Origin of the sequence: Pseudomonas sp. WJP1 (assembly GCF_028471945.1) — a bacterium.
Classification (GTDB): Bacteria; Pseudomonadota; Gammaproteobacteria; order Pseudomonadales; family Pseudomonadaceae; genus Aquipseudomonas.
In genome coordinates this window covers 1,014,467-1,039,764 of sequence record NZ_CP110128.1, presented here as the reverse complement: position 1 = coordinate 1,039,764, position 25,298 = coordinate 1,014,467, and the positions used below count along the sequence as shown (strand labels likewise).

The following is a 25,298-nucleotide window of genomic DNA, read 5'->3' as shown; positions in this document are numbered from 1 at the left end:
TCATTGTGAAGTGCGCCCCCATTCAGGAAGGATTAGAGTCTCCTCTCCTGCTTAATTCGCGAATCTCTTTCGTGGCGAGTTGGCCACGCGGTTGCCAGAATTTATCAGGCTCCAGAACGTAGAACTTGCCCCGTTTTGCCAGAGTCCCGAGAACTTCCTGGAGTTTGGAACGGGTGACACCGTTTTCCACGTCTTGCCAATCGTTGAGCAGGACCTGGCCTTCGTTCGCGGAATAACCGGGTGCATACGAAAGCAAGGCGCCGTTTCGAGGGGTCAAGTAGTAGCGGGCATCAGGGACGTTATCCACTCTCAACATGTCGATGACTGCGCGAATCTCACCATGCGCAATGAAATTGCGGTAAAGCGCCTTTTCATAATGACTGCTGAAGTTATGTGGGGTGTCGTCCAGTTTGTAGATCTGCTGCACCCCCATGACCTCGTATCCGGCGGGATACTTGTTGGAGGCTGGAAGGTTGCTATTCATGACCCCGGAAAAGAGACGGCGATAAGCCTCACCGAGCATCACGCTGGAGTCGGTATCGCTCAACGGCTGAACGGCCACAAAAGTGTGGGTGGCTTCGTTCCTCAGAATCGCCCCCAGATAGGCTTTGCCGTGATAAACCCTTCTCTGGCGCCACACCTGGCGCGCAGCATCGTCCGGGTGCAAGCACAGGGGCCCCAGTGGCAATCGTTCACTATCGGATACGTACGATGATATTTGCCGGGGCTGCCAGTTGAAAATCCCACGCCCCGTGGAGGCCCATACCGGGCTGCTGACCAACACAGTGAGATAACCGGCCGCTATGACTTTGCGGATGTATTGCGCCGGGTCCCCATCCTCTTGCAGGGTTTTCACATAGGCCCTCAACCCGCTGCCAAACTGCAGATCGCTGTCCAGCCGCACGGCCTCGTATTTGAGCAAGGCGCCATCGGCGCAAGACAGGTAAAGCGTCTGGAACCTGAGTGCCTGCCCTGGAATACTCACTGCCGCCAAGGCTGTCGCGAGTACCGATGGCGGAACAAAACTGTAGTACACATCGTTACTCGGCAGCTCATCCGGCTGTCGCGCCGGCGCGCACACGTAGAGCCCCTGCACCGTATACCCGGTGGGCAGCACTCCATTGGGAAATACCCGGTCGAACGCAAACTTCAGTTCATCTGCCACGACCGGCAAACTTGTCACGAAATGGCCGCGTCGCGACGACTTCAGAATCAAGCCATAGGACATTTGTTCACGCCTGCCCGCACGCTCATGGGCGTAATGCACGGCATCATCCATATGTTCGAACGTCGGGCTCAATGTCCGATCAACCAAGGCAAAGCGAGCAGTCTCGGGGCTGGAGTATCCAGACGTCAGCGGCTGCCAGCCGGCATGCAGTTTCTGGACGGGGCCCCAGAGGTTGGAACTCTCCAGTACATGCACTGCTGCGGCCTTGACCAACTGAGTGACGAACTGAGTGGGGATGGCAACGCCATTGCGAATTCGCCGTTCGATCAAGTTGCTCCAAGGATCATGGGGGGAATCGCTGGAGGGCGCGAGTTGGTTTTCCAGCAGTGTGACGCGGGCTGTCAACTCGTTCTTGAGCGACGTAGTCAACAGATCCCGGTCCTCATCAAGCAAAGTGAAACTGATCAGTGAACCATCCGGGCCGAACAGGTACTCATGGTTCCAGAGCTGGGCCGACGCGAGCGCCGTTGACAGCACCTCGGTAGAAAGCAGGTTGCGATAAACGATCTTTTCCAAACCCGCTAACTGGAACGGGTACTCCGTGAGTGCGCGCGAGCGATAGCGGCCTACGATTGAACATCCAGGGGCTCGCAGGCCCTTGCTGAAATGCTCGTCCGGTAAAATCCAGGCGGGATCGAAGTTCTCTGTCGGCACCGCCATAGGCTCGGTTGCAACGAACAAGCCGTCGTTACGCCGGAGAATCAGTCCCCCGTAAATGTTGTCGCGGCGATGGCCCAGCAATCGATAGGCGTACCGGACGGCATCGGCTTCGCAGATGAACGCCGGGCTCAGGGCTCGCCGGATGTTCTGTGGGTAAGGCTCCCAATCCTCCGTCAACCTGGCGGTACCCTGCTCGCCCCAGAATTCGTTGGGCACCACGACGGTCAGCCAGCTCAGGGTGGCCACCCGGGTGACAAAGTCCTTTGGCAGCAACTGACCACTGGCCAACTGCGTATGAACATCCTCGGCCGCTCCCGAGGGCAGAATCCGGGCGTCGAACAGGGTCGTGGAATCAGGTGTCTGATACTTCAGAAGCGCCTTGTCCAGGGTCGAGATGTAAACCTGCAACCCTGCAGTCGCGTCCCTGGGCTTCCTGCGTCGAGCTTCAAAGAAAGCCTTATACAGGTCGCTCGAAGAAATGAAGTGCTGCGCCAACCAGGCCTCGGTCGAACCGAGCCCCTTGGGCTTCCACTGCCGCGCATGAAAAAGACCGTTCAGGTCGAAATCCTGCGGATACTCGAAGCCTCCGGTTTCATGAATGCGGAACAGGCTCGCGAGAGAAAAGAGTTCCTGCCTTTCGCTGGCGGCCACCGTTTCGCTGACGATGTACTCCTCATTACTTTTATGCTTGAGGATAAATCCAAAACAGGTCTGGTCCGGGCCGTATCGCCGTACCCGCTCATGGGCATCCTTGGCGGCAGCGTCCATGCTGGCAAATATCGCCCCAAAAGCCACCTGCTCGGGCACCACACGATCCTTGGCCGAGGGGAAGGCTTTCCAGTATTCGGGAACCATTCCCGGCGCGCCCCATAGGTCACTCGCAACGATGACCCGCAAGCCACCCGCATCGGCCAGCTGCTTGACGACATCTTCAGGCGCCAGCGCACCGCTCGCCAGATCCTGTGCGAGCAGACTGCCCTGCGGCCCGGGTGCAACTTGCTTGAGCAGCGCACTTTCAGTCGTGGAACCACTGCAGTCATAGGCGATCAGGGAATCTTCAGCCGTGGATAGATAGGCCAATGAAACACTATGGCGGTTCTGCACAATGCTGTGGATATCCACATCAGTGAACATCTGCGCGTCGATGCACGCCTGCTGCCGAGTCCAGGAATAGCGCTGCATTTTGTCCGGGTCATACATCGAGAAAGCCAGGCACGAGGCATACACGCCATGAAGAACATGCCGCTCAGGCAGTATCGCTTTCCCGGAAGCATCCGCAGGGTAGATGGCGCCAGGTGTGAATCGACCGAATTTGAAGTTGTCGAGCGGCTCGGTCACAACAAACCGCTGATCCTGACGTTGCAGGATATAGCCACTGAACTCGTAGTCGCGCTGACTGCCGATACGTTCGTGCGCATAACGAGCCGCATCGTCCGCCGTGAGAAATGACGGGCTCAAGACGGGTTTCGGATGCAGCGCAAAAGGCTGCCAGTTCTGATCCACAGAGCCCGCTACATCCCATAGCCTGCCCGTCTGAATCACCGACATCTCGCCCGCTGCTGCCACCCGCTTTACGAACGCCGAAGGCGTCAGTGTTCCCGAGACCAAATCGGCTTGATCACCGTTGTCCGTGACGATTCCATGGGGATTGACCGCATACAGCTGGTTCTCCTGTGCGGATTGGGAGAACACGTACTTCAATTGCGCGCGATCGCGGGTGCTTAGGTAGAGCGCAAACCCACTTGGTTTCCCGACTCGGGAGGTGCCGACTGCCAATGCGAAATCCGTGGGAGAAACAAAACATTCGTAAACCCACTTTTCTTCACGTGCCGAACTGGCGTCAGGCAACGACAGGTAGCAAATACTCTGCAGGGCATAGCCCTCGGGGAATTTTAACTTCCCGGCATCATCGACAGCGAAGGCATGCAGCGGCGAAAACAATGGCAACGCACTATTGGCCGCATCGATGACGGCCGGAGCGGTGACCACGTATTCTTCGGCCTGGGAGTTCTTGAGGATGAAAGCGACTTGTCTGACCGTGGGTTTTGCCAACATCTGGTCATGGGCAAATTGCGCGGCCGTTTCCGCATCCTGGAAAACCCAGCTGAGCGCGGGGGCGACAGGTGACGCGGATTCAAAAGGCTCATAGGCGACCCACGCCGTGGGCACTTTTCCGCGCGAGCCTCTCCAGGCCGGATTCGAAACGATGACGCTGAGCTCGCCGGTGCGCACCAGTTTTTTAACCAGTTGCTCTGTCGACCCATCATACCCGTCGAGCTGTTTACCGATGGTATGGTCACCCGCCAACGCGGCAGCCAAAAGGTTCTTGAAGTTGAGTTCTTCCTGGGAGCGACTGCACACATATTTGACCAACGAGCCGCCAACACCTGAATGATAGAGCGCGGGTACGGCGGTCTGTGAAGTGATGCCGGCTATGGCGCCAATCGACGGCATGCTCACATACAAGTTGATCTCATCCTCCGACCAGGAAGGGTTCAGCTCTTTGACCCGCGCCTGGGTCTGAGAATTGGTAAGGTATTGCCCCTTGTATCGATAACCGGGTAGTTCAATCAGTTTGCTGGATACACCCCCTGCATGGGGGAGCCCCCAACCCTCAAGCCATTGTTCCGATCGCACCGGCTGGGTGGCAAAAAACTTGCCGTCCGAACGCTCAAGCACATAACCCAGACAGTCATGGGTACGCACATCACCCAACTGTTCGTGGACATGACGAGCAGCATCGTCGGCCGATAGAAAGGCCGGACCCAGCGCTTGGTGAATACGCTCGAAAGGCCGCCAGTTCTGCTCCACAACCCCCGTTTTATCCCACACGTCGCCAGTTTCCACGACGGTCAACCTGCCGGCAGCAGCCACCTTGAGGACAAAGTCGAAAGCGCTCAAGGTTCCAGCCTTCAGTTCGTTGTGCAAGGTCGTGCCCTGCGCGGTCAGCAGTGCTGTTTCGGCAGCGGACCCAGAGCATTGGTAACTCAACAGTGCGTTGCCCTTGGCCCGCATATGCAGGGTCAACCCGCGCTGGTTATCCAGCAGATAGGTGTCGGTACGCGACTGAGCGATCGCCGTCGCGAGCTCCTGCGGGGAAAAGAAGTTGTCATACAGCCAGGCTTGCCTGGGAGGCCGTTGCGCCGCAACCGGTCGAGACCGGTAGTAGATGCCGTCGAGCCGGAAGTTGGAAGGCAGCTTCGGCCCGCCATTGGCACGCTGGGGGAATAGCTCGATCGGCGAAAACAGTGGTGTAAGGGCGCTCAGCGGTTGGGTGGCGACATATTCATCCTTGCCTACCGCCTTGAGGATGAACCCCATGCAGCCGTCATCGGGTTGAGTACCGCCAAAGCCCAGTACCGCGTCGACGGCCTTGGCCGACTGATCGAACACTTGTGTGCAGAAAGGTTGTTCCGTGGGCGTCCTGGAGGTCGCCACAGGCGTGTTCAAGGTCCATTGCGGGTGAATCTGGCCTCCGCGTCCGCCCCATACGGTGTTGGGGACTACAACGCTCAGGGTTCCCGCCTGTGCCAACTCGTGAATCGGCCCTTCAAAATTCGCGAATGAATCGGGGGCACGTCCCTCCCTGATGGTTTTCGCCACCTGATCTTCCGCAGCGGATCCGCTGGTCACGTATTTAAGCAGGCAGTTCTCAGCCCCCGATAAATAATGAGCCGGAGCAAAAGCCCTGTGATGGATGATGAAGTACTTGTCAGCTTCCGAATAGAAACTCATGACCACGGCAACAAAGTCATCGGAGAACGACGGATTGGCCTCTTTTACCTTGGCAGCATGAGCTGGATGTGAATGATAAAAGGCATAGCACTTGAACCCGGCGGGGTGGACGAAGTTGCCTTGCGCATCCGTCGACATCATCGTTTGATGATCAAACAATACGGTATCGCCGGGGATAGGCAGGGTCGCAAAGAACCGACCGTCTTCATGCCGAAGAATGGCGCCGCCATACTCCCGCTCCCTTTTGTTGCCAATGGCCTCATGCGCAAACCGCGCCGCATCGTCCGCACTGATGAAAGGCGGGCTGAGTGCGGGTAGTTTTACGGTGACATTGGCTGTACGTTTGACGCGAGCTAACGAGTTTTCCATAACGTAATCGTCCGTGAATGTAGAAGATCTCGATGTCGTTACCTCAGGCGTGGTACCTGAGAAAACACACATTCCATGATCATCAATCGTCATTCACGGCAGCGGTATATATGTATTCGCTGAAAAATATTTGTTTGGCCCCGACAAAGGGGCCGTGTTTCAGATTGGTTTTTGGTGCAGGCAAATGATGTGCGGATCGTCGTTCCAGTGCGGGAAACGTTCGGCTATCAAGGGGTCGTGACCGGGGATGACGTGGTCTGCACTATCGGCCAGGCGATCGATTTCGCTGAACGCTTCAAGTGACTGCGCCAGGTCATCGATGATTGGAAACGGACTACGCTCGCGGATGTTCACCCACAAGTGCGCCGCGTCCGACGCCAGCACGATCCAGCCTCGTTCGGTGTTCACCCGCACCACCTGGCTACCCGGTGTGTGACCACCCACCGCGTGCAGTGTCACCCCCGGCAGCACCTCGACCGTGCCGTTGTGCAAACGCATCCTTCCTTCGAACAGCGGCGGCAACGCCGACATCACATCCTCGACCTCATAGGTCTTGTTCACCGTGTGATGGCTCATCTTCGGCCCGGTGCAGAAGCGCAATTCCGCTTCCTGCAAATGCACCGTGGCCTTGGGAAACAGCCCCAGGTTGCCGGCGTGGTCCCAGTGCAGGTGCGTGAGGATCAGGTGCTCGACCTGCGCCGGATCGATGTCCAGTTGCCGCAGGGAATCTTCCGGCAGGCGGTACATCTGCCGGTTGCGCCGGTCCGCCGTGGCCGGTTGAAAACAGGTATCGACCACGATCACCTGGTGCTCGTTGCGAATGACCCAGAAGTAATAATCCAGCGGCATCGGCGCATTCGGATCGCCGCAGCAGGCGTCGTAGAGGAAGTTCTCCCGGGCGGTGCGCTGCGCGTTGGCGCCGACACGGATGGCGAACACTTCGTACATGGGAATGGACATGGACACCTCCAGGTTCAGGCGGCTGCGGTGGCTTTGAGGGTCGGACGAAAATCGAAGTCGATCTGCTCGCTGATGCCCAGGTCGTGTGCCAGCTTATGCAGGCCACTGTAGTCGCGCATGATCGTCGCGTTCCTGTTGCTCTCGCGGGTGTCGGCAATGATCGACTCGGCGTCCTCGACCCCGAGCTGCGTGAGGATCGCCTCCCACATCGAGTAGTCCTGGGCGATGAAGGCACTCAGCGCCACCGACAGGTTGCGGGCGAAAAATTCCCGCTGTATCGGCGGCATGTTGGCGTACATCACCTTGGCCACTTCGGCCAGCACCTTGCTGTGGGCGTATTCGTCGCGGTTGTGCAGTTCGGCCACGCGGCGGTTTTGCGGCTGGATGGTCTGGTCCTCCGCCAGCAGGTCGAGATAGGCATTGACGCTAATCTCGGCCACCACCGCGAAGGTGATCGCCGCCAGGTCGCGCTGCCATGGCTCGGACAGCTCCTCGCGCAGGGCCTTGAGGCGCAGGTACGTCACCGATGGCGGCAACTGCAGATCCTGGTCCAGTGCGCGATCCAGCTTGGTCCGCTCGATGGCCCGCAGGTGCATGAGGGTGTGGTAGTGCTCGTCGATCAGGGTCTGCTGCATCGCTTCGCGAAAATGCCAGTCGTCCTTGCCCAGGTACTGATTGGCGAGGACGCTCAGTGCCGGGTTCACCACGTGTTCCTCGGCGGTGACGGTGCGCAGGTTGTAGCCGATCCAGCCCCAGGTCACCACCTTGCTTTTGAGCTCATCACTCAAGGCCTGGAATTTCGGGTGATGGAAAAACGGCACCATGCACTCCGGGTAATCCGGGCGTGCCGGGTCGAACACTTCATTGATCTGCGCCCTGTCCGGCGAACAGACTGCGGCGCGTTTGGTCCAGGCCTGATTGAGCCGTACGATCAGTTGATGATCGACCTGGGCGATCTCGATTGCTGTTTGCATGACGCGATACCTGTAGAACGCGTACCCCTGGGGGTACGCGGAAAAAAGAAGGGCGACGGAAAAATCAGGCCAGCCAGTAGCGGGTCAGGTTGCGCGCCGGGTCAGTGTATCGGCTGCGGGCATGAATCATCCGCCAGTTATCCCAAATCAGCATGCATCCGTCGGGAATCAGTACCGGGATGTTGTGTTCGACGAAGTACGCTTCGCCGAGCACGGCAAACCTGGCCAGCGGCGAGTCGTTGTTGTTGACCTGTGATTGTTGCAAGGCTTCCTTCGATGGATTCACATCGCCGTAGTGAAACTGGTTGTAGCTGAAGCGGAAAATATCGCCTTCCTCGGTGGGTGTCAGGATGTATTCCCTGACCCGGGTTTGCGCCGGTTCACCGGGCTTGGCCGTGGCGACGAACTCCACCGGCGTGTCATCGAGCCACTCGCGTAGTTGCGGCTCGGATTGCTCCAGCGACTTCAAGAATGCGTAACCGTCCACCAGCCCAGTGTGACCGCCGCCACAGGTCGCCTGTTGATGGCAATGCAGCGCCAGGTAACGCGGTGGCGGGCCATACACCGGCGCTTCGGTGTGCGGGCCGATGCCGTTCATGCTTTGGGAGTACGGCAAGTCCTCGTAGCCCGGCTTGCGGGTGATGGCGAACGCCATCTGGCCATTGAACTGCGGAATGATCGGGCCGAACTCATGCAGTGTTCCTGCTACATCGTGGGCAAATTCCCCCGGGGTCAGCACAGTCCAGCCACGATTCGACAACTCTTCATGGCGATGGCCCAGCGAAACATAAGGTGTGGACGCAACAATCCCTTGGTCTGACATGGTGAGTTTCCTGGCGGTTTATCAGGCGTTTACGGTTGAGGTGTAAGCGGCAATCAATTCACTGCAGGCGCTGCCCGGTCGGTATCGCTGTTCATCGATGCTTTGTACCGGGGTGATTTCGGCGGCGGTGCCGGTGAGAAAACATTCGTCGAAGTCGCCCAGTTCCGTGGGCAGGATCGTGCGTTCGATGACCTGGTAGTCCAGCGCCCGGGCCAACTCGATGACGGTCTGGCGGGTAATGCCGTCGAGGAAACAATCAGGCACCGGCGTATGCAAGGTCCGTCCCTTGGCGAAGAACACGTTGGCGCTGGTGGCTTCGGCGACGTGGCCCCGCCAGTCGAGCATCAAGGCGTCGTGGTAACCGTTGTTTTCGGCGTCGTGCTTGCTCAGCGTGGCGATCTGGTAATGCCCGGACGCCTTGGCTTCGAACGGGCTGCTGCTGGGCGGCGGACGGCGCCAGGTGGCAGTCTTCAAGCGGATGCCGGTCATGCGCGCCGCCGGGTCGAAATAGCTTGGCCATTGCCAGCAGGCGATCGCCACATGCACGCGATTGAACCGCGCCGACGTGGAAATCATTTCGCTGCCGCGCCAGGCCACCGGCCGCAAATAGCCGTCGGCCACATTGTTACGTTGCAGCAATTGCTGGCTGGCCGCTTCAAGCTCGTCGAGTTCGAACGGGATGGCAAAATCCATCAGCTGCGCCGAGCGATACAAGCGCTCGGTGTGTTCGCGCAGCTTGAAGATCTTGCCGTTGTACACGCGCTCGCCCTCGTACACCGTGCTTGCGTAATGCAAGCCGTGGGTCAGCACATGCAGGCGCGCCTGGGACCACTCGACGAACTCGCCATCGAGCCAGATCAATCCTTCGCGCTGATCAAACGGGATACCGCTCATGTCCTTGTCTCCCCTGTCATCAAGTGTCGTCCTAGGCTGTTTGCAGCAGAACCGGTATCAACTCCGGCGCGGGTGCCAGCAAACGCTCAGGCTCGGTCTGAAAGAAAAATCCGCGTTCGCCGAAGGCCGGGCGCAGCTCGTCGAACCAGGTCGCCTGCGGGTCGAAGCGCGCATAAAAGGTCCGCAATACCCACTGCGGGTCCCGGGCCTGGAGGAACTGCAACACGAAAACTTTCTCCCCGGCGACGGTCTCGATGCCGTTGATCAGGACCTTGCCGTAGAAGGTGCTCATCGACGGCCCGCGCACCGTTCGCGCCAGCCCTGAGACCGTGCGATAGGCCGCCTGGAAGATCTCGAACGCCCGGGCCAGCGGCATCGCGAAGTAGTGGCTGGGGCCGGTGTCGCGTTCGACGAACATGTAATAGGGCACCGCCCCGAGCCGTACGCCTTCGGTCCAGAGGTCCGCCCAATCGGCGGGGTTTTCGTTGATATGGCGGATCACCGGCGCCTGCATGCGCAGGGTCGCGCCCGTTGCGCGAATGCGTTCGACGGCCTGGCGGGCGATGTCCTGGCGAATCTCTACCGGGTGGTTGTAGTGGCCCATGATCGACAGGTTTTTACCCGCCGCGATGATCCGCCGGAACAGTTCGAGCAACTCGCCTGCGTCCTTGTCGCTGACAAACCGCTGCGGCCAGTACGCCACCGATTTGGTGCCGATGCGGATGCTCTTGAGATGCGCCAGCTCCAGCAGTGGCTCGATGTAACCCGCCAGCGAGCGGGTGTTCATGATCAGTGGATCGCCACCGGTGATCAGTACGTCGGTCACTTCCGTGTGCACGCGCAGGTAGCTCAGCAGTTCCTGGGATTCCCGCGCGTTGAACTTGAGCTCCTCCTCGCCGATGAACTGCGCCCAGCGGAAACAGAAGGTGCAGTACGCATGACAGGTCTGACCGGCACCGGGAAAAAACAGCACGGTTTCGCGGTACTTGTGCTGAATGCCCGGCAGGACCTTTCCATCGAGGGTCGCGCCGTTGTGCGTCAGCTGCCCGGCAGGATGGGGGTTCATGCGCAGCCAGATCGCCTCGATGCGCTGCTTGATCGCGGCGGCGTCATCCTGCTCGATCAGGTGCTTGAGCGAGGCATATTCATCGGCCAGCAACATGTCCTTGTGGGGAAAAGTCATGCGGAAAATCGGATCGTCCGGGATGTTGTTCCAGTCGATCAGCGTCCCCAGCACGTATTCGTTGGTGCGAAACGGCATGACCCGGGCCACGACCGTCATGGCTTCCTGCAGCTCAGGCGTCAGCTTGTGCCAATACGGTGTGTCGCGAATGGTGCGAGCGTTATAGGGTTTGTAGCGTTCGTGCTCCGACAGTCCTTGCATGGCAGCGCTCCTGGTGATTGCCCTGACAGTCGCCTTAAACAACAGCCGGTGCGATGGCCGGCGCTTTGCGCTCTATGTCCATCCATGCCCGAACGCTGTCGCGATCCCACTGGCGACGGACATACGCCGCGAGTCGCGCCGGGACTTGATCGCCATTGGCGACCAGCCGGTTGAGCATGATCGCCAGGTCCGTGTCGGCAATGCTCCAGTCGCCGAAGAGGTGCTCGGCGCCCTCCTCCAGCAAGCGCTCGGCGACGAAGAACAGGCGCTCGACCGCGGCCTTGGCATCGTCAGAGAGCGGCGCGTCTTTCTTGCCGAAGTACACCAGGTCAAACGGGCGCTCTTTGCGGATCACCAGCAAATCGCTGCGCAGCCAGGCCTGGAGTTGACGGGCCCGGGCGCGTTGCTGGAGGTCCTGGGGGAAAAGCCTTGCATGCCCTGGCGCGAGTTCCTCCAGGTATTCGGCGATGGCGGAAGACTCCGACAGTGCAAAGCCTGCGTGAACTAATGTGGGAATCTTGCAGGTCAGCGAAATATCACGATACTTTGCCTGATAGTTCTCTCGTGCCTTTAAATCCAACGTAACAAGTTCAAATGAAAGTTGCTTCTCCTTGAGTGCCACAAACGCCGACATCGCAAAAGCGCTGACAAAATCCGCGCCAACATAGAGTTTAATCCTGTTGTTTTCCATGGAACGCTCCCTTGCACTAAGTACATTAATCCGTTGCATTCGAGGCGATCGTAGTAAGTTGACCGGGCGCTGAACAGATACAGAAATTACCCGTTTGCATCGATACAGAAAATTCGAAAATACGAATCGCCCAGGGGTCGTCGAGGGCGCTGCAGAAACGAAAAAAGGGAGTCCGCGAACGCGGACTCCCCGGTGTGAAACGGAGGGGAATTTACAGCTGGCGGGGGATCAGGCCGACGTTGTCGGTGCAATTGGCGAGCAGCAGCGCCTGGGGCATGTTGCTGATATTGAGCATGGCCAGCGGCTCGGTGGCGCTGGTATTGACGAAGCCGTGACGGGTCCAGGCCGGCACCAGCAGCACGTCCCCGCTGCCGACGCCCACGGCCTCGGCATCGCCCAGGGTCAAGGTGCCGTTGCCGCACTGGATGATGAACAGGTGCCACCATGCATGATCATGGCCATGGAGCTGCGTACCCGGTATCAACCATTGCATGGACACGGCCATTCCGGGGGTCAACGAGCAGCCATCGAGGCTGTTGTCGTGGGCCAGCGCGACAATATCGACATCGCTGGCCTCAAGGCTCTGACGTATCCCCGTTAGTTCAACATCCTTCCAAACCCGTGGTTTAATCGGCTGACGAACCAGACTTTGGCGAAAGTCCTTATAGGAAAAGAATGCACCCTGAACGTTATTCATGTTCGGCTTCCAACTTATTCTGCAGAGTTGAGTCACTCGACCTTAGGCGAACAATTAATCGCTGTAAAGTCGAATAACTCATACTTATAACGCAGAAGGTCGCAACGCCACGATCATGTCCACTTCCACTGCCGCGTTTTTCGGCAATTGATAAACACCGACGGTCGAGCGCGTATGTTTACCAGCATCGCCCAGTACGTGACTGAACACATCCGAGGCGCCGTTGGCCACTTCGCTGAGGTCGACAAAATCCGCGGTGGATTTCACATACACCGTGACCCTTATCAGCGACTTGATCTTGTCCAGCGAACCGATGGCGTCGACGATCAACGCCAAGCCGCGCATCGCGCAGAGGCTGGCGGCCGCTTGCGCATCCGCCATGTCGAGGTCCAGGCCGACCCGGCCGGGGTATTGGATCTTGCCGTTCACCCGCGGCACCATGCCGCTGATATACAGCTCGTCGTGGTGGCGGATCAGCGGCGCGTAATGCCCGCCTGCGCTGTTTTCACCGTAGATGTCGTAGTCGAATTCCTTCGCCAGCGCGATGAAGCGCTCGTCACAGGTCATGTGCTCAATCATTTGCCGAACCTCTTGATCAATACTGCAGAAAACATCGATCCCTGACACTCAAGAAAACACCCTTGCAGAAGGCGCCAGGCTGGTGATCCCGATGCTTGATTCAACGGCCTCGGCCAGGCGCAACAGGTCATTGCTGAGCTGCGCGTAGTCTTCGTTGAACAACACGATGTGGCCGATAAACGAGAAGTTGTCCTTCACCAGGGCGCTGACCGATTCGCCGATGCGCTTGCTCACCACCGACTCCAGCAGCTCGATGCCCAGCGAGTGGGCCAGGGCCTGGATGTCCGGCACATCTCGCAGGATGCCGCCCGTGGTCGCCCGCAGCAGGCGTATGCCGCAGTAGCCCCGGGGCACCGGTTCCTGGCTCTCGACCTGGCCTTCCACGGCCCAGCGGACCCAACGCTCCCACGGGTCGAAATCGACGAACGCCTGGCGCGCCAGGTCCCAGATGTGCATGCCACCAGGGCGCATGTTGGTTTCAACGGCCGAGGTGCGATGATTGGCCCTGTAGAACACTTCGTTGTGCCAGGCACCGTTGTCCTGGGAAACCAGCCCCGCCATGTGCTGGCCGGCAGCCAACAGTCGAGCCTGCACCTCAGGCGCCAACGGTGCGGGCACCACTTGCTGGATCTCGGCGCGGTAGGCACCGTCGGTGGTGGTTTTTTCGGTGATCCAGGTGCTTCCGGCGACAGAGTCCCAGCTGTATTCCCGGGCGTTCTGGATCAGCTCCTCAAGCACGATGCCACCCTCGCGGTAGGGCTTGAGCGCATGCCATGCCTCGTCGCATTCGGACGGGTGACGGATGACGCGGCAGCCTCGGCTGGCACCTTCGCAGGCTGGCTTGATGAATGCCTTGCCACCCAGTTCGATCACACGCTGACGCAGTTCCGGCAGGCTCTCGATACGGCTGGAAACCACCGGCCGGTAGTCTTCGGGCGCCGCGGTGGCCGACGCTTCGAGCTGGCGGAAAATCTGTTTGTCCAACCCCGCCCGGGCCTCGGCAGGCGAAATACCGGGCAAGCCGAAATGACTGGCCAGCGCCGCACCGAGCAACACGCCACGGTCAGAAAACGGCAGCACGCCAATCAGCTTCCAGCGATCGGCCTTCAGGCACCCCACCACCAATTCGAGGGAGGCCGCCACGTCCTGCTCGGCCAGTGAAGTGCTGCAGACGTGATCCGCCACCTGGTCGTCATGGGGCTGGACCTGCTCGACCAGCAGGATCAGCCTGGCGTCGTACAGCGACTTGCACAGATCGCGCAGCTTCTGGATATCGTGAACCCGACTACCGTTGTACCCCACCACGACTACGCATGAAGTCGTATTCATAAAGCCCCCGACTTGCAAAGTGAAAACCGAAACAGCGATGACTCAGTCATGCAACGACGCGATCGATCGGCGGTTGAGCCAGTACCAGACCAGGATCCCGCCTGCGCCGATGGCCGCCAGCACCAGCGCGTTATAGGGCGGTGGCGCGACCCGCATGATCAACACGGTCAACCCTGCGCCGACGCCCAGGGACACTTCCTTGACGAACATGTTGTTCTGCTTGACCGAGAAGTAATCGAGGTGACTGAAGGCGCACTCGGCGATGGACAGCAGCGCCACCCAGATCAACGCGCCGACCAGGGTGTCGACGTGGAACGCGGCAGGCGAAGACAGCACGGCAAAACCGCCGACGATGATGGCGATCACTGTCAGCACCTTGAAGCGCCCGGTGCTCTCGATCAGCTTCATGACCGGCACTTGCGCGAACACCACCACGGCGCTGTTGAGGATCAGCATCAGGCCATACCAGGCCGGCAGCTCGCCCGTCTTCAGCAGGATCGCCTGGGGCAGGATCGAGAACACGCCAAACAGCTTGATGCCCATGATGACGCCGGCGATGACCCACGGCAGCTTGTTACGCCAGCCGCTGCCATCCTGGCTGGCGGGACGGGCAACCACGGGGTCGCAGGTGAAGGTCGCGCCCATGGCGATCGGCAGGCACAACAGGACGAAACCGGCGGCGCCGAGGAAAAACAGGGTCGGGGTCAGCAGCGGCGACAGCAGGATAAGGCCCGCCAGCAGGCTGCCCATGTTCATGGCGACGCGGTTGTAGGCGGCGCCCTCCTTGGTCTGGGCCGCTTCGCTCTTGATCAGGTAGCCGGCAATCGCAATGCCGTAGGCAAACAACGCCGCGGCAAACATGACCACCCCCTGGTTGCTGGTGACCGCCAGCAACACCAATCCGCCAGCGGCGCACAGCAGCGTGACGCTCAAGGAGCGGCGACCGAGAACCAGCAACGTCAACGGCAACAGCAGCAACAAGGCCCGATAACCCAGGGCCAGGATGCTGTTGGTGGCGGTATCGAGCCAGACGTTGGCCTTGCCCAGCACCGCGAACAGCGACACGGCGGTGATGATCCGGATGGTGAACAACCGCAGGTTGATCACCGGCTTGGCCGCGACGACCGTTGTTTCGACACTCATGCAACACCTCACGAACCTGGCATCGATCGACCGTGATAGGTCGGCCATCCAGAAAGTCTGTAAGGCGATGGTAGAAAGAGATGCTTGTCTTGATCAGAGCAAGTTCGTATAGAATCAAACGAACTTTACTGCCAGAGAGACCAGTAAAATGCAGGCTCAGCGAGCAGTGATCGCCGCTATCGAGTTCCAGCCGGGTGTGCCGCTGGTGCAGCAGATCGTCGATCAGTTGACGGTGGCGATCAGCAAGGGCGGCCTGCCCCACGGCTCGAGGCTGCCACCGATTCGCGAACTCTCCGACCTGATGCACGTGGGCAAGTCCACGGTGGTCGACGCCCTCGACCGCTTGCGCGCCAAGGGCCTGGTGGTGTCACGCCAGGGCTCGGGGCATTACGTGCACCGTTCCAACACCAGCGTCCAGAGCAACGCCGGCCCCGACCTGCTGCCCCAGGACACGCTCAGCGTGGTCCGCCGCGCGGTACTGCTGGACAATGGCGCGCTGCGCCCAGGGGCCGGTTTTTTGCCGTCCTCATGGTTGCCTGCCGAAGAACTGCTCAAGGCCGTGCGCGGCACCCTTCGCGCAACCACCCTGCGCATGGGCGAATACGGCAACGCCAGCGGTTACCTGCCACTGCGTCAGGCATTGCGGGTGAAAATGGCGACCCTGGGCATCGAAGCGCCGGTCGAGCAGATCATCACCACCGCCAACACCGTACAGGCCATCGACATGCTGATGCGCCTGCTGGTCAAACCCGGCGACACGGTGCTGCTCGATGACCCCTGTTACTTCACGATGCACACCAACCTGGCCTGGCACGGCGCCAAGGTCATCACCATCCGCCGCGATTGCGACGGCATGGACCTGGATGCCCTGGAGCAGTTGCTGATCGCCCACCGTCCCGTGCTCTACCTGACCAACAATGCCCTGCACAACCCGACCGGGCACTCGTTCACCTCGGCGCAGGTCTACCGCTTGCTGGAGTTGAGCCATCGCTACAATTTCCACATTCTCGAAGACGACCTGTACTGCGACATGCAGCAACGCCGCACCCCACGCCTGGCCGCGAGCGGGCTGGACAACGTCTCCTACGTCTCGGGATTCTCCAAGACCCTGACCGCCAACAGCCGCGTCAGCTTCGCGGTGCTGTCACCACAACTGGCGGCGCGGATGGTGACCCTGAAAATGGCCTGCGGCGGCATGACCTCGGAAATGGCCGAACAGATCATCTGCACCATGCTCAGCGATGGCAGCTACGCCAAGCACATGCGCCGCACCGTGGACCGGCTCTACGAGTCGAACAGCCGGGTGGCGGCGTGGCTGGGGGAAGCCGGGTGTTCGGTGTCTTCACTGCCTGGCGAAGGGCTGTATATCTGGACGCGATTGCCCGATGGATTCGATGCCGAAACCCTGGCCAGAAAGGGTCTGGAAATCGACCTGGTGCTGGCGCCGGGAACCATGCTCAGCAAGGCGGCGGATGGCAATCAGTTTTTGCGCTTCAACGTGGCGCACAGTGATCATGTGCAGGTGCGGGAGCGGTTTTTCCGGTTGCTGGACAAGCCGCACAAATAGCCGCCCCCCCTTAATCCCTGTGGGAGCGGCGGTGCGACGATTCGACTTGCCCGCGATGGGGCCGTCACATCCTGCATCAACGTCATCTGACACACCGCTTTCGCGGGCAAGCCCGCTCCCACAGGGACAGCGGCGCCAAACGCATCCCGGCCAGCACAAAGCCACGATTGTGCAATCCGATACCCACACGCTAACTTCGCCCGTCGCTGCCAATTCAGCGACCGGGCCTGATAACTCGAATTGATATAGGCACAATTGGAGTTCTCTTTATGCATGCCCGCAGTCCGTTCAAAATTAATTCTCTTGCACTCAGCACCTCTCGACCAGCTGGAGGTGAAGCCCAATGACCAATCCCCAAGACCTCAAAACCATCGGCCTCACCCCCTTCTCCTATCACGCCAACGAACCGCTTTTCCGCATCAACGCCGGTGTCCCGGTCACCTCCGCCGTCTCCCACGCCTCAGACCTGCTCCACCTCGCCAAACTACTGGCCTCAGACGCCGCCATGGTCCGCGACTCCGACCGACACGCCTGGGCATCGCATTTCCTGCAAGACATGAGCAAGGCAATCATTGACGACGTGGTGAAGGTGCTCGACGCACCGTGTAACAACCGCGCGTAAATGAAAAAGCCCCGCGTTTCTTTTGAATACGGGGCTTTCCGATCACAGACAGACGCACTACCCCTTTTATTGAGTCTGACTGCTCGCTTTTTCTTTAGCGGGCCAAGAAAATCTTAAGACTTTGAGGTTTCCTCAATTTTTTCTTAAGTGGACCGATATCGAATCCGCCTGTTAGTCCGCGTCGCGGCCATCGCGAGCAGGCTCACTCCTACAGGGATCGGTGTTGCTTTCAACATTCGCAACAACACAGATCCATTGTAGGAGTGAGCCTGCTCGCGATGGCGGCAACACGGTCCAGCAGAATTAACCCAACAAAAAGCCCCGCTCTTCTCTCGAAGGCGGGGCTTTTCGATGCAGCGTCCAAACCTTAAGGCGCGTACGTCAGCAGCAACTCGGTCGGCACTTTGAAGTCCAGGGACATCATCACGCTCAACGCGGTAATGGTGAAGATCGAGAACACGAACAGCTTGCGTGCCCAGACCGTGTCATCCACTGCCTTGTAGCCGGTCCAGGCCATGTACAACCAGTACATGCCCATGGCCGCGGCGACAGCGAGGTAGCTCATGCCGGCATAGCCGCTGAAGGTCAGCATCAAGGTCGCCACGAGGAAGGCCAGGATGTAGATCAGGATGTGCTTCTTGGCCACCTGGATTCCGCGCTTCACTGGCAGCACCGGGATCGATGCAGCCAGGTAATCGTTGAAGCGGAAAATCGCGATGGCGTAGGAATGCGGCATCTGCCACAGGCTGAACATCACCAGCAGGGTCAGCGCGGCCATGTCGAAGGTGTTGCTCACCGCGACGTAGCCGATCACCGGCGGCATGGCGCCCGACAGGCTGCCCACCAGCGTGCCGTGAACCGACTTGCGCTTGAGGTACAGGCTGTAGAAGCCGACGTAGATCACGAAGCCGATGACTGCGAACAGGGCGGCCAACGGGTTGGCCACCTTGTACAACAGTGCAACGCCGGCGACACCCAGGACGGTCGCATAGATCAGGGCCAGTTTCAGGGAGATGAGGCCCTGGACCAGCACACGGTTCTTGGTGCGTTCCATCTTCAGGTCGATGTCGCGGTCGATGCAGTTGTTGAACACGCAACCGGAGGCAACCACCAGGGACGTGCCGATCATGGCGGCCAGGAAGATGGCCAGATCGACATGCCCTTTGGAGGCCAGGAAAAATCCGCCTGCCACAGAAAGCACGTTACCGAAAATGATCCCCGGTTTGGTGATTTGGATAAAGTGCTTGAGGGACATGCGGACTTACCTCACTTCGCCATCATGAACGTGTGGATGCTGAACATGATCCACAACGACAGGCCAACCAGCAGGACGATCACGATCGCGGCGAACACAAACGCAATCACGTTGTTACGCTGCGCGGCCGAACGGTCCAGGTGCAGGAAGTACACCAGGTGCACCAGCACCTGGACGATCGCGAACGCGAGGACGATCAACAGGGTGATCGACTTCGGCAGCGTCGGGTACATCACCAGGCCGAATGGAATGGCGGTCAGGATCACCGACAGGATGAAACCGATGGCGTACGACTTGTAGCTGCCGTGACCGGCATCGTCGTGGCCATGAGAATGTGCATTAGCCATTTACATAGTCCCCATCAGGTAAACAACGGTGAATACGCAGATCCACACGACGTCCAGGAAGTGCCAGAACAGGCTCAGGCAGCTCAGGCGGGTCTTGTTGGTCGACGTCAGGCCATGCTTGTTGACCTGGTACATCATGATCGCCATCCAGATCAGGCCGCTGGTCACGTGCAGACCGTGGGTGCCGACCAGAGTGAAGAACCCGGACAGGAAGCCGCTGCGGCTAGGGCCGTAGCCTTCGGAGATCAGCAGGTGGAACTCGTTGACCTCCATGCCGATGAAGCCCAGGCCGAACAGGAAGGTCATGGCCAACCAGCCCAGGACCTGCTTCTTGTTGCCACGGTAGAACGCCAGCATGGCGAAGCCGTAGGTGATCGAACTGAACAGCAGCAGGGCGGTTTCGCCCAGTACGTAAGGCAGTTCGAAGATGTCGTGGCCCGACGGGCCACCCGCTACGTTGTTAACCAGTACCGCGTACACCGCGAAGATCGACGCAAACAGAATGCAGTCGGTCATCAGGTAGAGCCAGAAACCGTATACGGTCATCTCGCCCGAGTCGTGGTGGTGGTCATCGTGCCCATGGTCACCATGGGCGTGTCCAACATTGGTCACTAAGTTCGACATGGTTTAAGCCTGTTCCAACGAGGTTTCAACACGGGTGGCGGTGGCCGGGATTTTCCCTGCCGCTACCAGACGCTTGTGCTGCTCGGCTTCGATGCGCTCGATCACGTCGACCGGCACCATATAGCCTTGATCATCACGGGCGGCGTGGATCGCGAAGTAGACGACAGTGCCTACCAGGCTCGCGATCGCCAGCCACCAGATGTGCCAGATCATTGCGAAACCGAACACGGTCAGCAGAGCACCCATGACCACACCGGTAGCGGTGTTGTTTGGCATGTGGATCGGCTCGTACTTGGCCGGAACCTTGTACGCAGTGCCGTTTTCCTTGGCTTCGGTGAACGGATCGACGCAGTCGGCTTTTGGCAGCACGGCGAAGTTGTAGAACGGTGGTGGCGACGAGGTCGACCATTCCAGAGTGTGGGCATTCCACGGGTCACCGTGTTCGCACATGTTCTCTGGCTTCTTACGGTCACGCACACTGACGTACAGCTGGATCAGTTGGCAGGCGATACCGACGGCGATCATCACCGCACCGAACATGGCGACGTACAGGTACGGCACCCACTCAGGGTTGGTAGTGGCGTTCAGACGACGGGTCATGCCCATGAAGCCCAGTGCATAGAGCGGCATGAACGCGACGAAGAAGCCCGAGATCCAGAACCAGAACGCTGCCTTGCCCCAACCTTCGTGCAGCTTGAAGCCGAACGCTTTCGGGAAGTAGAAGGCGAAACCTGCGATGTAGCCGAATACCGCGCCGCCGATGATCACGTTATGGAAGTGCGCGATCACGAACAGGCTGTTGTGCAGAACGAAGTCAGCACCCGGGATGGCCAGCAGTACGCCGGTCATGCCGCCGATGGCGAAGGTCACCATGAAGCCCAGGGTCCACAGCACCTGGCTGGTGAAACGCAGACGGCCCTGGTAGATGGTGAACAGCCAGTTAAATAGTTTCACACCCGTCGGGATGGAAATCAGCATCGTCGCCAGGCCGAAGAAGGCGTTGACGCTGGCACCCGAACCCATGGTGAAGAAGTGGTGCAGCCAAACCATGAAGCCCAGTACCGAGATCGCGCCCGAAGCGTAGATCATCGACTTGTGGCCAAACAGTTTCTTGCCGGTGAAGGCCGAGATGACTTCCGAGAACACGCCGAATGCCGGCAGGATCAGGATGTAAACCTCAGGGTGGCCCCAGGCCCAGAACAGGTTGACGTACATCATTGGATTGCCACCAAGTTCATTGGTGAAAATGTGGAAATCCATGTAACGGTCAAGCGTCAGCAGTGCCAGGGTAGCGGTCAGGATCGGGAACGAAGCCACGATCAGGACGTTGGCCCAGGTGCAGGTCCAGGTGAAGATCGGCATGTCCATCAGCTTCATGCCAGGGGTACGCATTTTCAGCACGGTGGCCAGGAAGTTGACCCCCGTCAGCGTCGTACCCAGGCCCGATAGCTGTAGCGCCCAGATGTAGTAATCCATCCCCACGCCCGGGCTGTATTGCAGGCCCGACAGCGGCGGATAGGCAACCCAACCGGTCTTGGCGAATTCGCCGACGCCCAGGGAAAGGTTGATCAGCACCACGCCGGAAACCAGCAGCCAGAAGCTCAGGGAGTTCAGGAACGGGAAGGCAACGTCACGCGCGCCGATCTGCAGCGGCACTGCAAGGTTCATCAGGCCGGTGAAGAATGGCATCGCCATGAAGATGATCATGATCACACCGTGGGCGGTGAAGATCTGGTCATAGTGTTCAGGTGGCAGGTAGCCAGGCGAACCCTCGGTGGCCATGGCCAGCTGGGTACGCATCATGATGGCGTCGGCAAAGCCGCGCAGCAGCATGACCATGGCGACGATGATGTACATCACGCCGATTTTCTTGTGGTCGACCGACGTCAGCCACTCGGTCCACAGATAGGTCCACTTCTTGAAATAAGTGATACCCGCGAACAGTGCCAGACCACCGAGCGCGATCATGGCGATGGTCACCATCACGATCGGCTCGTGGAACGGCACCGCTTCCCAACTTAATTTACCAAACATCGTTTACTCCTCTGCCCCGGCAGCTGAATGCGAGTTCATGTCCGTAGCGGCCACTTCTTTCTCTTTCTTCTCGTGCTTGACCTTCGGGCCTGGTTTCATGCCTTCGTACTTGTCGACGATGATCTGGAACAGGTTCGGCGTCACCGAGGAGTAGAGCTCGACTGGGTTGTTCTGGCTCTGCTTGGAAAGGGCTGCGTATTCAGCTTGTTCAAGCTGTTTAGGTGCCTTTTTGACTTCACTTACCCAGGCGTCGAAATCTTCCTGGGAAGTTGCGATCGCTTTGAATTTCATACCGGTGAAACCGGCACCGCTGTAGTTGGCGGAGATGCCGTCCATTTCAGCGTTGCGGTCGGCGATCAGGTGCATTCTGGTCTGCATGCCCGCCATCGCGTAGATCTGGCCGCCCAGGCCCGGGATGAAGAACGAGTTCATCACGGCGTCGGAGGTGATCTTGAAGTTGATTGGCGTGTGCGCCGGGAACACGATCTTGTTGACCGTGGCAATGCCTTGTTCCGGGTAGATGAACAGCCACTTCCAGTCCAGAGCGACCACTTCGATGGTCACAGGCTTCACGTCGGATTCGATCGGACGGTACGGGTCCAGCTCGTGGGTCGACTTGTAGGTGATGTAACCCAGGGCAATGATGATCAACACAGGAACAGTCCACACCGCGATCTCGATCTTGGTGGAGTGGTTCCATTTAGGCGTGTAGGTCGCCTTGGTGTTGGATGCGCGGTATTTCCAGGCGAACAGGAAGGTCATCACGATGACCGGGATCACGACCAACAGCATCAGCAGCGTTGCGGTGATGATCAGGTTTCGCTGTTCCAGGCCGACCTGGCCCGTGGGATTGAGCAAGGTCATGTTGCAGCCTCCCAGCAACAACGTGCCGAGCAGCGGCACTAAGCCTAGTAGTCTGGGGTACCTGTTTTTACTCATCTCACGACCTCTAAAGCAGCTTGCGCAATGCAGTTGGGTTTTGATCGCCAACACTTCACCCTGCCAAGGGTTGGCATTTTTCTTGGATTGAATAAGGGCTTGCCCGTCGAGCCTCAGAGGCGTTTCGACAAATCCTGGGCCAGCGGTGAGTTCTTATTCGAATTCGTGGTCAAAGGCCTTGTTACAGCCCAATTCCATTTGGTGCGGATAGTTGGAGGCACCGACACCTGGGCGTCACATCAGGCCAAAAGGCCTCTCGACACCCTCGTGTCACTCATGCACCAATGCCTGGGTGAGCAGTGCCGGGAATTCAGTGCGGGCGATTGTAGATATGTAGCGTTTTATAAACCATGTCTTATCCCGAAATAATTTTTATCCCAGCCCGCAACAATCCTGACTCAAATCTGTAAAAGTGGCGCATCTTATCGAAATTGATTCTCAACAAAAACACCAAAAATAGTAGGGCTACCACCCGCGATACAGACAGTATCGAAGGCGCGACAACGACCCTCTACTTCGCCCTAGCCCCGATATGGCAAGGGCTCTGGCAAATCGCCAGAGCCTGTTAAAACTGCCTGCTCCCGTGCCAGCCGGCAAAAATCCGGCGGCGCTCAAACGCGCCAATTTCATTGCAGGACACCGCACCAATCCGACACACGAAAGCGCGCTGCGACACTCTCGATGTGACAACATGTCGCAGACTTGTCGCACCCCTGATTGCCGCGCATCACGGTCTTTTTACCTGGCCCCTGAAATGCAAAAACGCCCCGGTCCTTTTATCGAGGACCGGGGCGTTTTGCGTGTGTCGCAATAATGCCGCCGATGATGTCAGTGCAGCGCCTTGCGATTGCGCACCGTCAGCAACGGCACCAGCACCACCACCAGCACGAAGGCCAGCAGTGCCCATTGCGCCAGGGACAACCCGAGGATCGGCGGGTACGGTGTGGAGCAGAAGCCGTCCACCTGGAAGCCCAGCGGGAAGATCTTCGCCAGCGGCAAACCGTCGACTATCGGCTGCAGCACATCGATGCCGCAGCTGACGGCCGGATAGAACTGCGTGTAGACGTGATGCCCGGCCACCCCGACGCCCGCCAGGGCACAAATGACCACCAGGGTCTCCAGCACCGTGATGCTGCGCCGGGTGCGCATGGCCGCACCGATGAACGCGAAGAGCGCGATCAACAGCAGCGCGTAACGCTGCAGGATGCACAAAGGGCACGGCGCCTCGCCCAACACTACCTGCATGTACAACGCACCGCCGATCAGCGCCAAACAGATGATGCCCAACAGCACCAGGTAGCGCCGCTCTCGGCCCAGACGCATCGTTTCCTCGCTCATCGTGTTTCCCTTTTGACTATCGATTGCCCGCCAGTTTACACGCTGGCCTTGCCCTTTGAGAGTCGGGTGCGTGCAACGGGTATCGTGGGAATAGACGACAGGTCGGTTAAGACGGGATTAACCGTAATGATCCTGGCCCCGCGAACTCGGCCTGTAACAACTTCACGAAGGCCTCACGCGCCGGGTGCCGGCCTGCGCTCTCGTGCCAGTAAAAAAGGTTGTCGACGCTCGTCAGTTCCGGGAATTCATATCCCTGGCAACCTGCGCTGAGACAATACTGCTCATAGATTCCACGGGGCACCAGCGAGACGCCGGCACCGGCACTGACACAGCCAACGATGGTGCCATAGCTGGCGATACTGACAATCGGTTGTACCTGGTCATGGCGCAACAGCCACTGTTCCAGCGCGAAACGGTACGGGCAGCCGGGGGGCCACATGAAAATCGCCTTGCCCTGCAGATCCGCCGCCTGACGCAAAGGCCCATGGGAGGCGGACGCGATGAGAATCAGATCTTCGCGGTACATCACTTCCCGCTGCAGTCCCGGGCGCTCAACGTTCACCGCCACGAACGCCCCGTCCAGCCGCCGATGTTGGGTGTCGTCGAGCAATTGAGCCCAGGTGCCAGTGCTCAGCTCCAGCACCACCTTTGGGTAAAGCTCGTGATATTTGGCCAGTAGCCGGGGCAATCGCCCAGTGGCAGTGGACTCGATGGCACCAATGCGCAGAGGACCGCTCGGCGCACTGTCGGGAGCCAATGCCCTGCGCGCTTCGTCGGCCAGGCCGAGGATTTTCGTCGTGTAATCGAGAAACACCTCCCCGGCAGGCGTGATCCGCAATCCTCGGCCATCGCGAGAAAACAGCGCAGTACCGAGTTCACGCTCCAGGGACTTGAGGCGTGCGGTGATATTGGACGGTACGCAATGCAGCACCTCGGCCGCACGCGCGATGCTGCCGAGATGGTGAACCGTGTTGAACATGCGCAGCTGGGACAGTTCCATAGCTCACCCAAAGTGAATACTTAACTCAGTTTAAGTCACTTGTAGTGAATCCGGATGATTTTGATAATTCGACTGCGCGCACTTCAGTTACGTCATCACACTTTGG

General features: G+C 59.1%; 20 protein-coding genes. 2 read left to right on the top strand and 18 right to left on the bottom strand.

Translation table 11 applies throughout. The annotated features are described in order from the left end of the window. Positions 1–22 precede the first annotated feature (22 nt). The 11 genes from OH720_RS04625 to OH720_RS04575 all read right to left on the bottom strand — a co-directional run bounded on the left by OH720_RS04625 (position 23) and on the right by OH720_RS04575 (position 15,466). A complete protein-coding gene (locus tag OH720_RS04625) occupies positions 23–6,085 on the bottom strand; it encodes a DUF4329 domain-containing protein (RefSeq protein ID WP_272604729.1) in 6,063 nt (2,020 codons plus the stop codon). A gap of 66 nt (positions 6,086–6,151) precedes the next feature. After that, the gene (locus tag OH720_RS04620; protein WP_272604728.1) at positions 6,152–6,952 is read right to left on the bottom strand and encodes an N-acyl homoserine lactonase family protein; all 801 of its coding nucleotides are present in this window, start codon (positions 6,950–6,952) and stop codon (positions 6,152–6,154) included. 14 nt (positions 6,953–6,966) lie between these two features. Continuing rightward, positions 6,967–7,926 carry a diiron oxygenase gene (locus OH720_RS04615; protein WP_272604727.1) on the bottom strand — a complete coding sequence of 320 codons (960 nt, stop codon included), beginning with the start codon at positions 7,924–7,926 and terminating at the stop codon, positions 6,967–6,969. 64 nt (positions 7,927–7,990) lie between these two features. Then, the gene (locus OH720_RS04610) at positions 7,991–8,749 is read right to left on the bottom strand and encodes a TauD/TfdA family dioxygenase (RefSeq protein ID WP_272604726.1); all 759 of its coding nucleotides are present in this window, start codon (positions 8,747–8,749) and stop codon (positions 7,991–7,993) included. A gap of 21 nt (positions 8,750–8,770) precedes the next feature. Continuing rightward, positions 8,771–9,643, bottom strand: coding sequence for a branched-chain amino acid aminotransferase (locus OH720_RS04605; protein WP_272604725.1), 873 nt, complete (start codon positions 9,641–9,643; stop codon positions 8,771–8,773). A 31-nt stretch (positions 9,644–9,674) separates the two neighbouring features. After that, the gene (locus OH720_RS04600; RefSeq protein WP_272604724.1) at positions 9,675–11,027 is read right to left on the bottom strand and encodes a KamA family radical SAM protein; all 1,353 of its coding nucleotides are present in this window, start codon (positions 11,025–11,027) and stop codon (positions 9,675–9,677) included. 34 nt (positions 11,028–11,061) lie between these two features. Beyond that, positions 11,062–11,718 carry a glutathione transferase gene (yfcF, locus tag OH720_RS04595; protein WP_272604723.1) on the bottom strand — a complete coding sequence of 219 codons (657 nt, stop codon included), beginning with the start codon at positions 11,716–11,718 and terminating at the stop codon, positions 11,062–11,064. Positions 11,719–11,929: 211 nt separating this feature from the next. Then, complete coding sequence (locus OH720_RS04590) at positions 11,930–12,415, bottom strand: cupin domain-containing protein (protein ID WP_272604722.1); 486 nt, start codon at positions 12,413–12,415, stop codon at positions 11,930–11,932. A gap of 84 nt (positions 12,416–12,499) precedes the next feature. Then, positions 12,500–12,994 (bottom strand): RidA family protein, encoded by a 495-nt coding sequence (locus OH720_RS04585; protein WP_272604721.1) that lies wholly within the window; start codon positions 12,992–12,994, stop codon positions 12,500–12,502. A 48-nt stretch (positions 12,995–13,042) separates the two neighbouring features. Next, entirely contained in the window at positions 13,043–14,323 is a 1,281-nt protein-coding gene (locus OH720_RS04580; protein ID WP_272604720.1) for an ATP-grasp domain-containing protein, read from the bottom strand. A 42-nt stretch (positions 14,324–14,365) separates the two neighbouring features. Then, positions 14,366–15,466: a hypothetical protein gene (locus OH720_RS04575; RefSeq protein WP_272604719.1), complete on the bottom strand. Its 1,101-nt coding sequence runs from the start codon at positions 15,464–15,466 to the stop codon at positions 14,366–14,368. A gap of 148 nt (positions 15,467–15,614) precedes the next feature. Between OH720_RS04575 and OH720_RS04570 the strand changes: the two genes are divergently transcribed. Together OH720_RS04570 and OH720_RS04565 are read left to right on the top strand one after the other, a co-directional pair. Further along, complete coding sequence (locus OH720_RS04570) at positions 15,615–17,033, top strand: aminotransferase-like domain-containing protein (protein ID WP_272604718.1); 1,419 nt, start codon at positions 15,615–15,617, stop codon at positions 17,031–17,033. Positions 17,034–17,376: 343 nt separating this feature from the next. After that, on the top strand, positions 17,377–17,655 hold the full coding sequence (locus OH720_RS04565; RefSeq protein ID WP_272604717.1) for a DUF3077 domain-containing protein: 279 nt from the start codon (positions 17,377–17,379) through the stop codon (positions 17,653–17,655). 367 nt (positions 17,656–18,022) lie between these two features. On the opposite strand, the gene cyoE is transcribed toward OH720_RS04565, so the two are convergent. The 7 genes from cyoE to OH720_RS04530 form a co-directional block, all read right to left on the bottom strand. Further along, positions 18,023–18,910: a heme o synthase gene (gene cyoE, locus OH720_RS04560; protein ID WP_007986830.1), complete on the bottom strand. Its 888-nt coding sequence runs from the start codon at positions 18,908–18,910 to the stop codon at positions 18,023–18,025. An 11-nt stretch (positions 18,911–18,921) separates the two neighbouring features. After that, the gene (cyoD, locus tag OH720_RS04555) at positions 18,922–19,257 is read right to left on the bottom strand and encodes a cytochrome o ubiquinol oxidase subunit IV (protein ID WP_008060551.1); all 336 of its coding nucleotides are present in this window, start codon (positions 19,255–19,257) and stop codon (positions 18,922–18,924) included. After that, the gene (locus OH720_RS04550) at positions 19,258–19,881 is read right to left on the bottom strand and encodes a cytochrome o ubiquinol oxidase subunit III (RefSeq protein WP_008060550.1); all 624 of its coding nucleotides are present in this window, start codon (positions 19,879–19,881) and stop codon (positions 19,258–19,260) included. 3 nt (positions 19,882–19,884) lie between these two features. Then, positions 19,885–21,915: a cytochrome o ubiquinol oxidase subunit I gene (cyoB, locus tag OH720_RS04545; protein WP_008060549.1), complete on the bottom strand. Its 2,031-nt coding sequence runs from the start codon at positions 21,913–21,915 to the stop codon at positions 19,885–19,887. Positions 21,916–21,918: 3 nt separating this feature from the next. After that, positions 21,919–22,854 carry a ubiquinol oxidase subunit II gene (gene cyoA, locus OH720_RS04540; protein WP_008060547.1) on the bottom strand — a complete coding sequence of 312 codons (936 nt, stop codon included), beginning with the start codon at positions 22,852–22,854 and terminating at the stop codon, positions 21,919–21,921. 828 nt (positions 22,855–23,682) lie between these two features. Then, positions 23,683–24,192: a disulfide bond formation protein B gene (locus tag OH720_RS04535; RefSeq protein ID WP_032831667.1), complete on the bottom strand. Its 510-nt coding sequence runs from the start codon at positions 24,190–24,192 to the stop codon at positions 23,683–23,685. Positions 24,193–24,298: 106 nt separating this feature from the next. Continuing rightward, entirely contained in the window at positions 24,299–25,192 is an 894-nt protein-coding gene (locus OH720_RS04530; RefSeq protein WP_272604716.1) for a LysR family transcriptional regulator, read from the bottom strand. Positions 25,193–25,298: the final 106 nt, after the last annotated feature.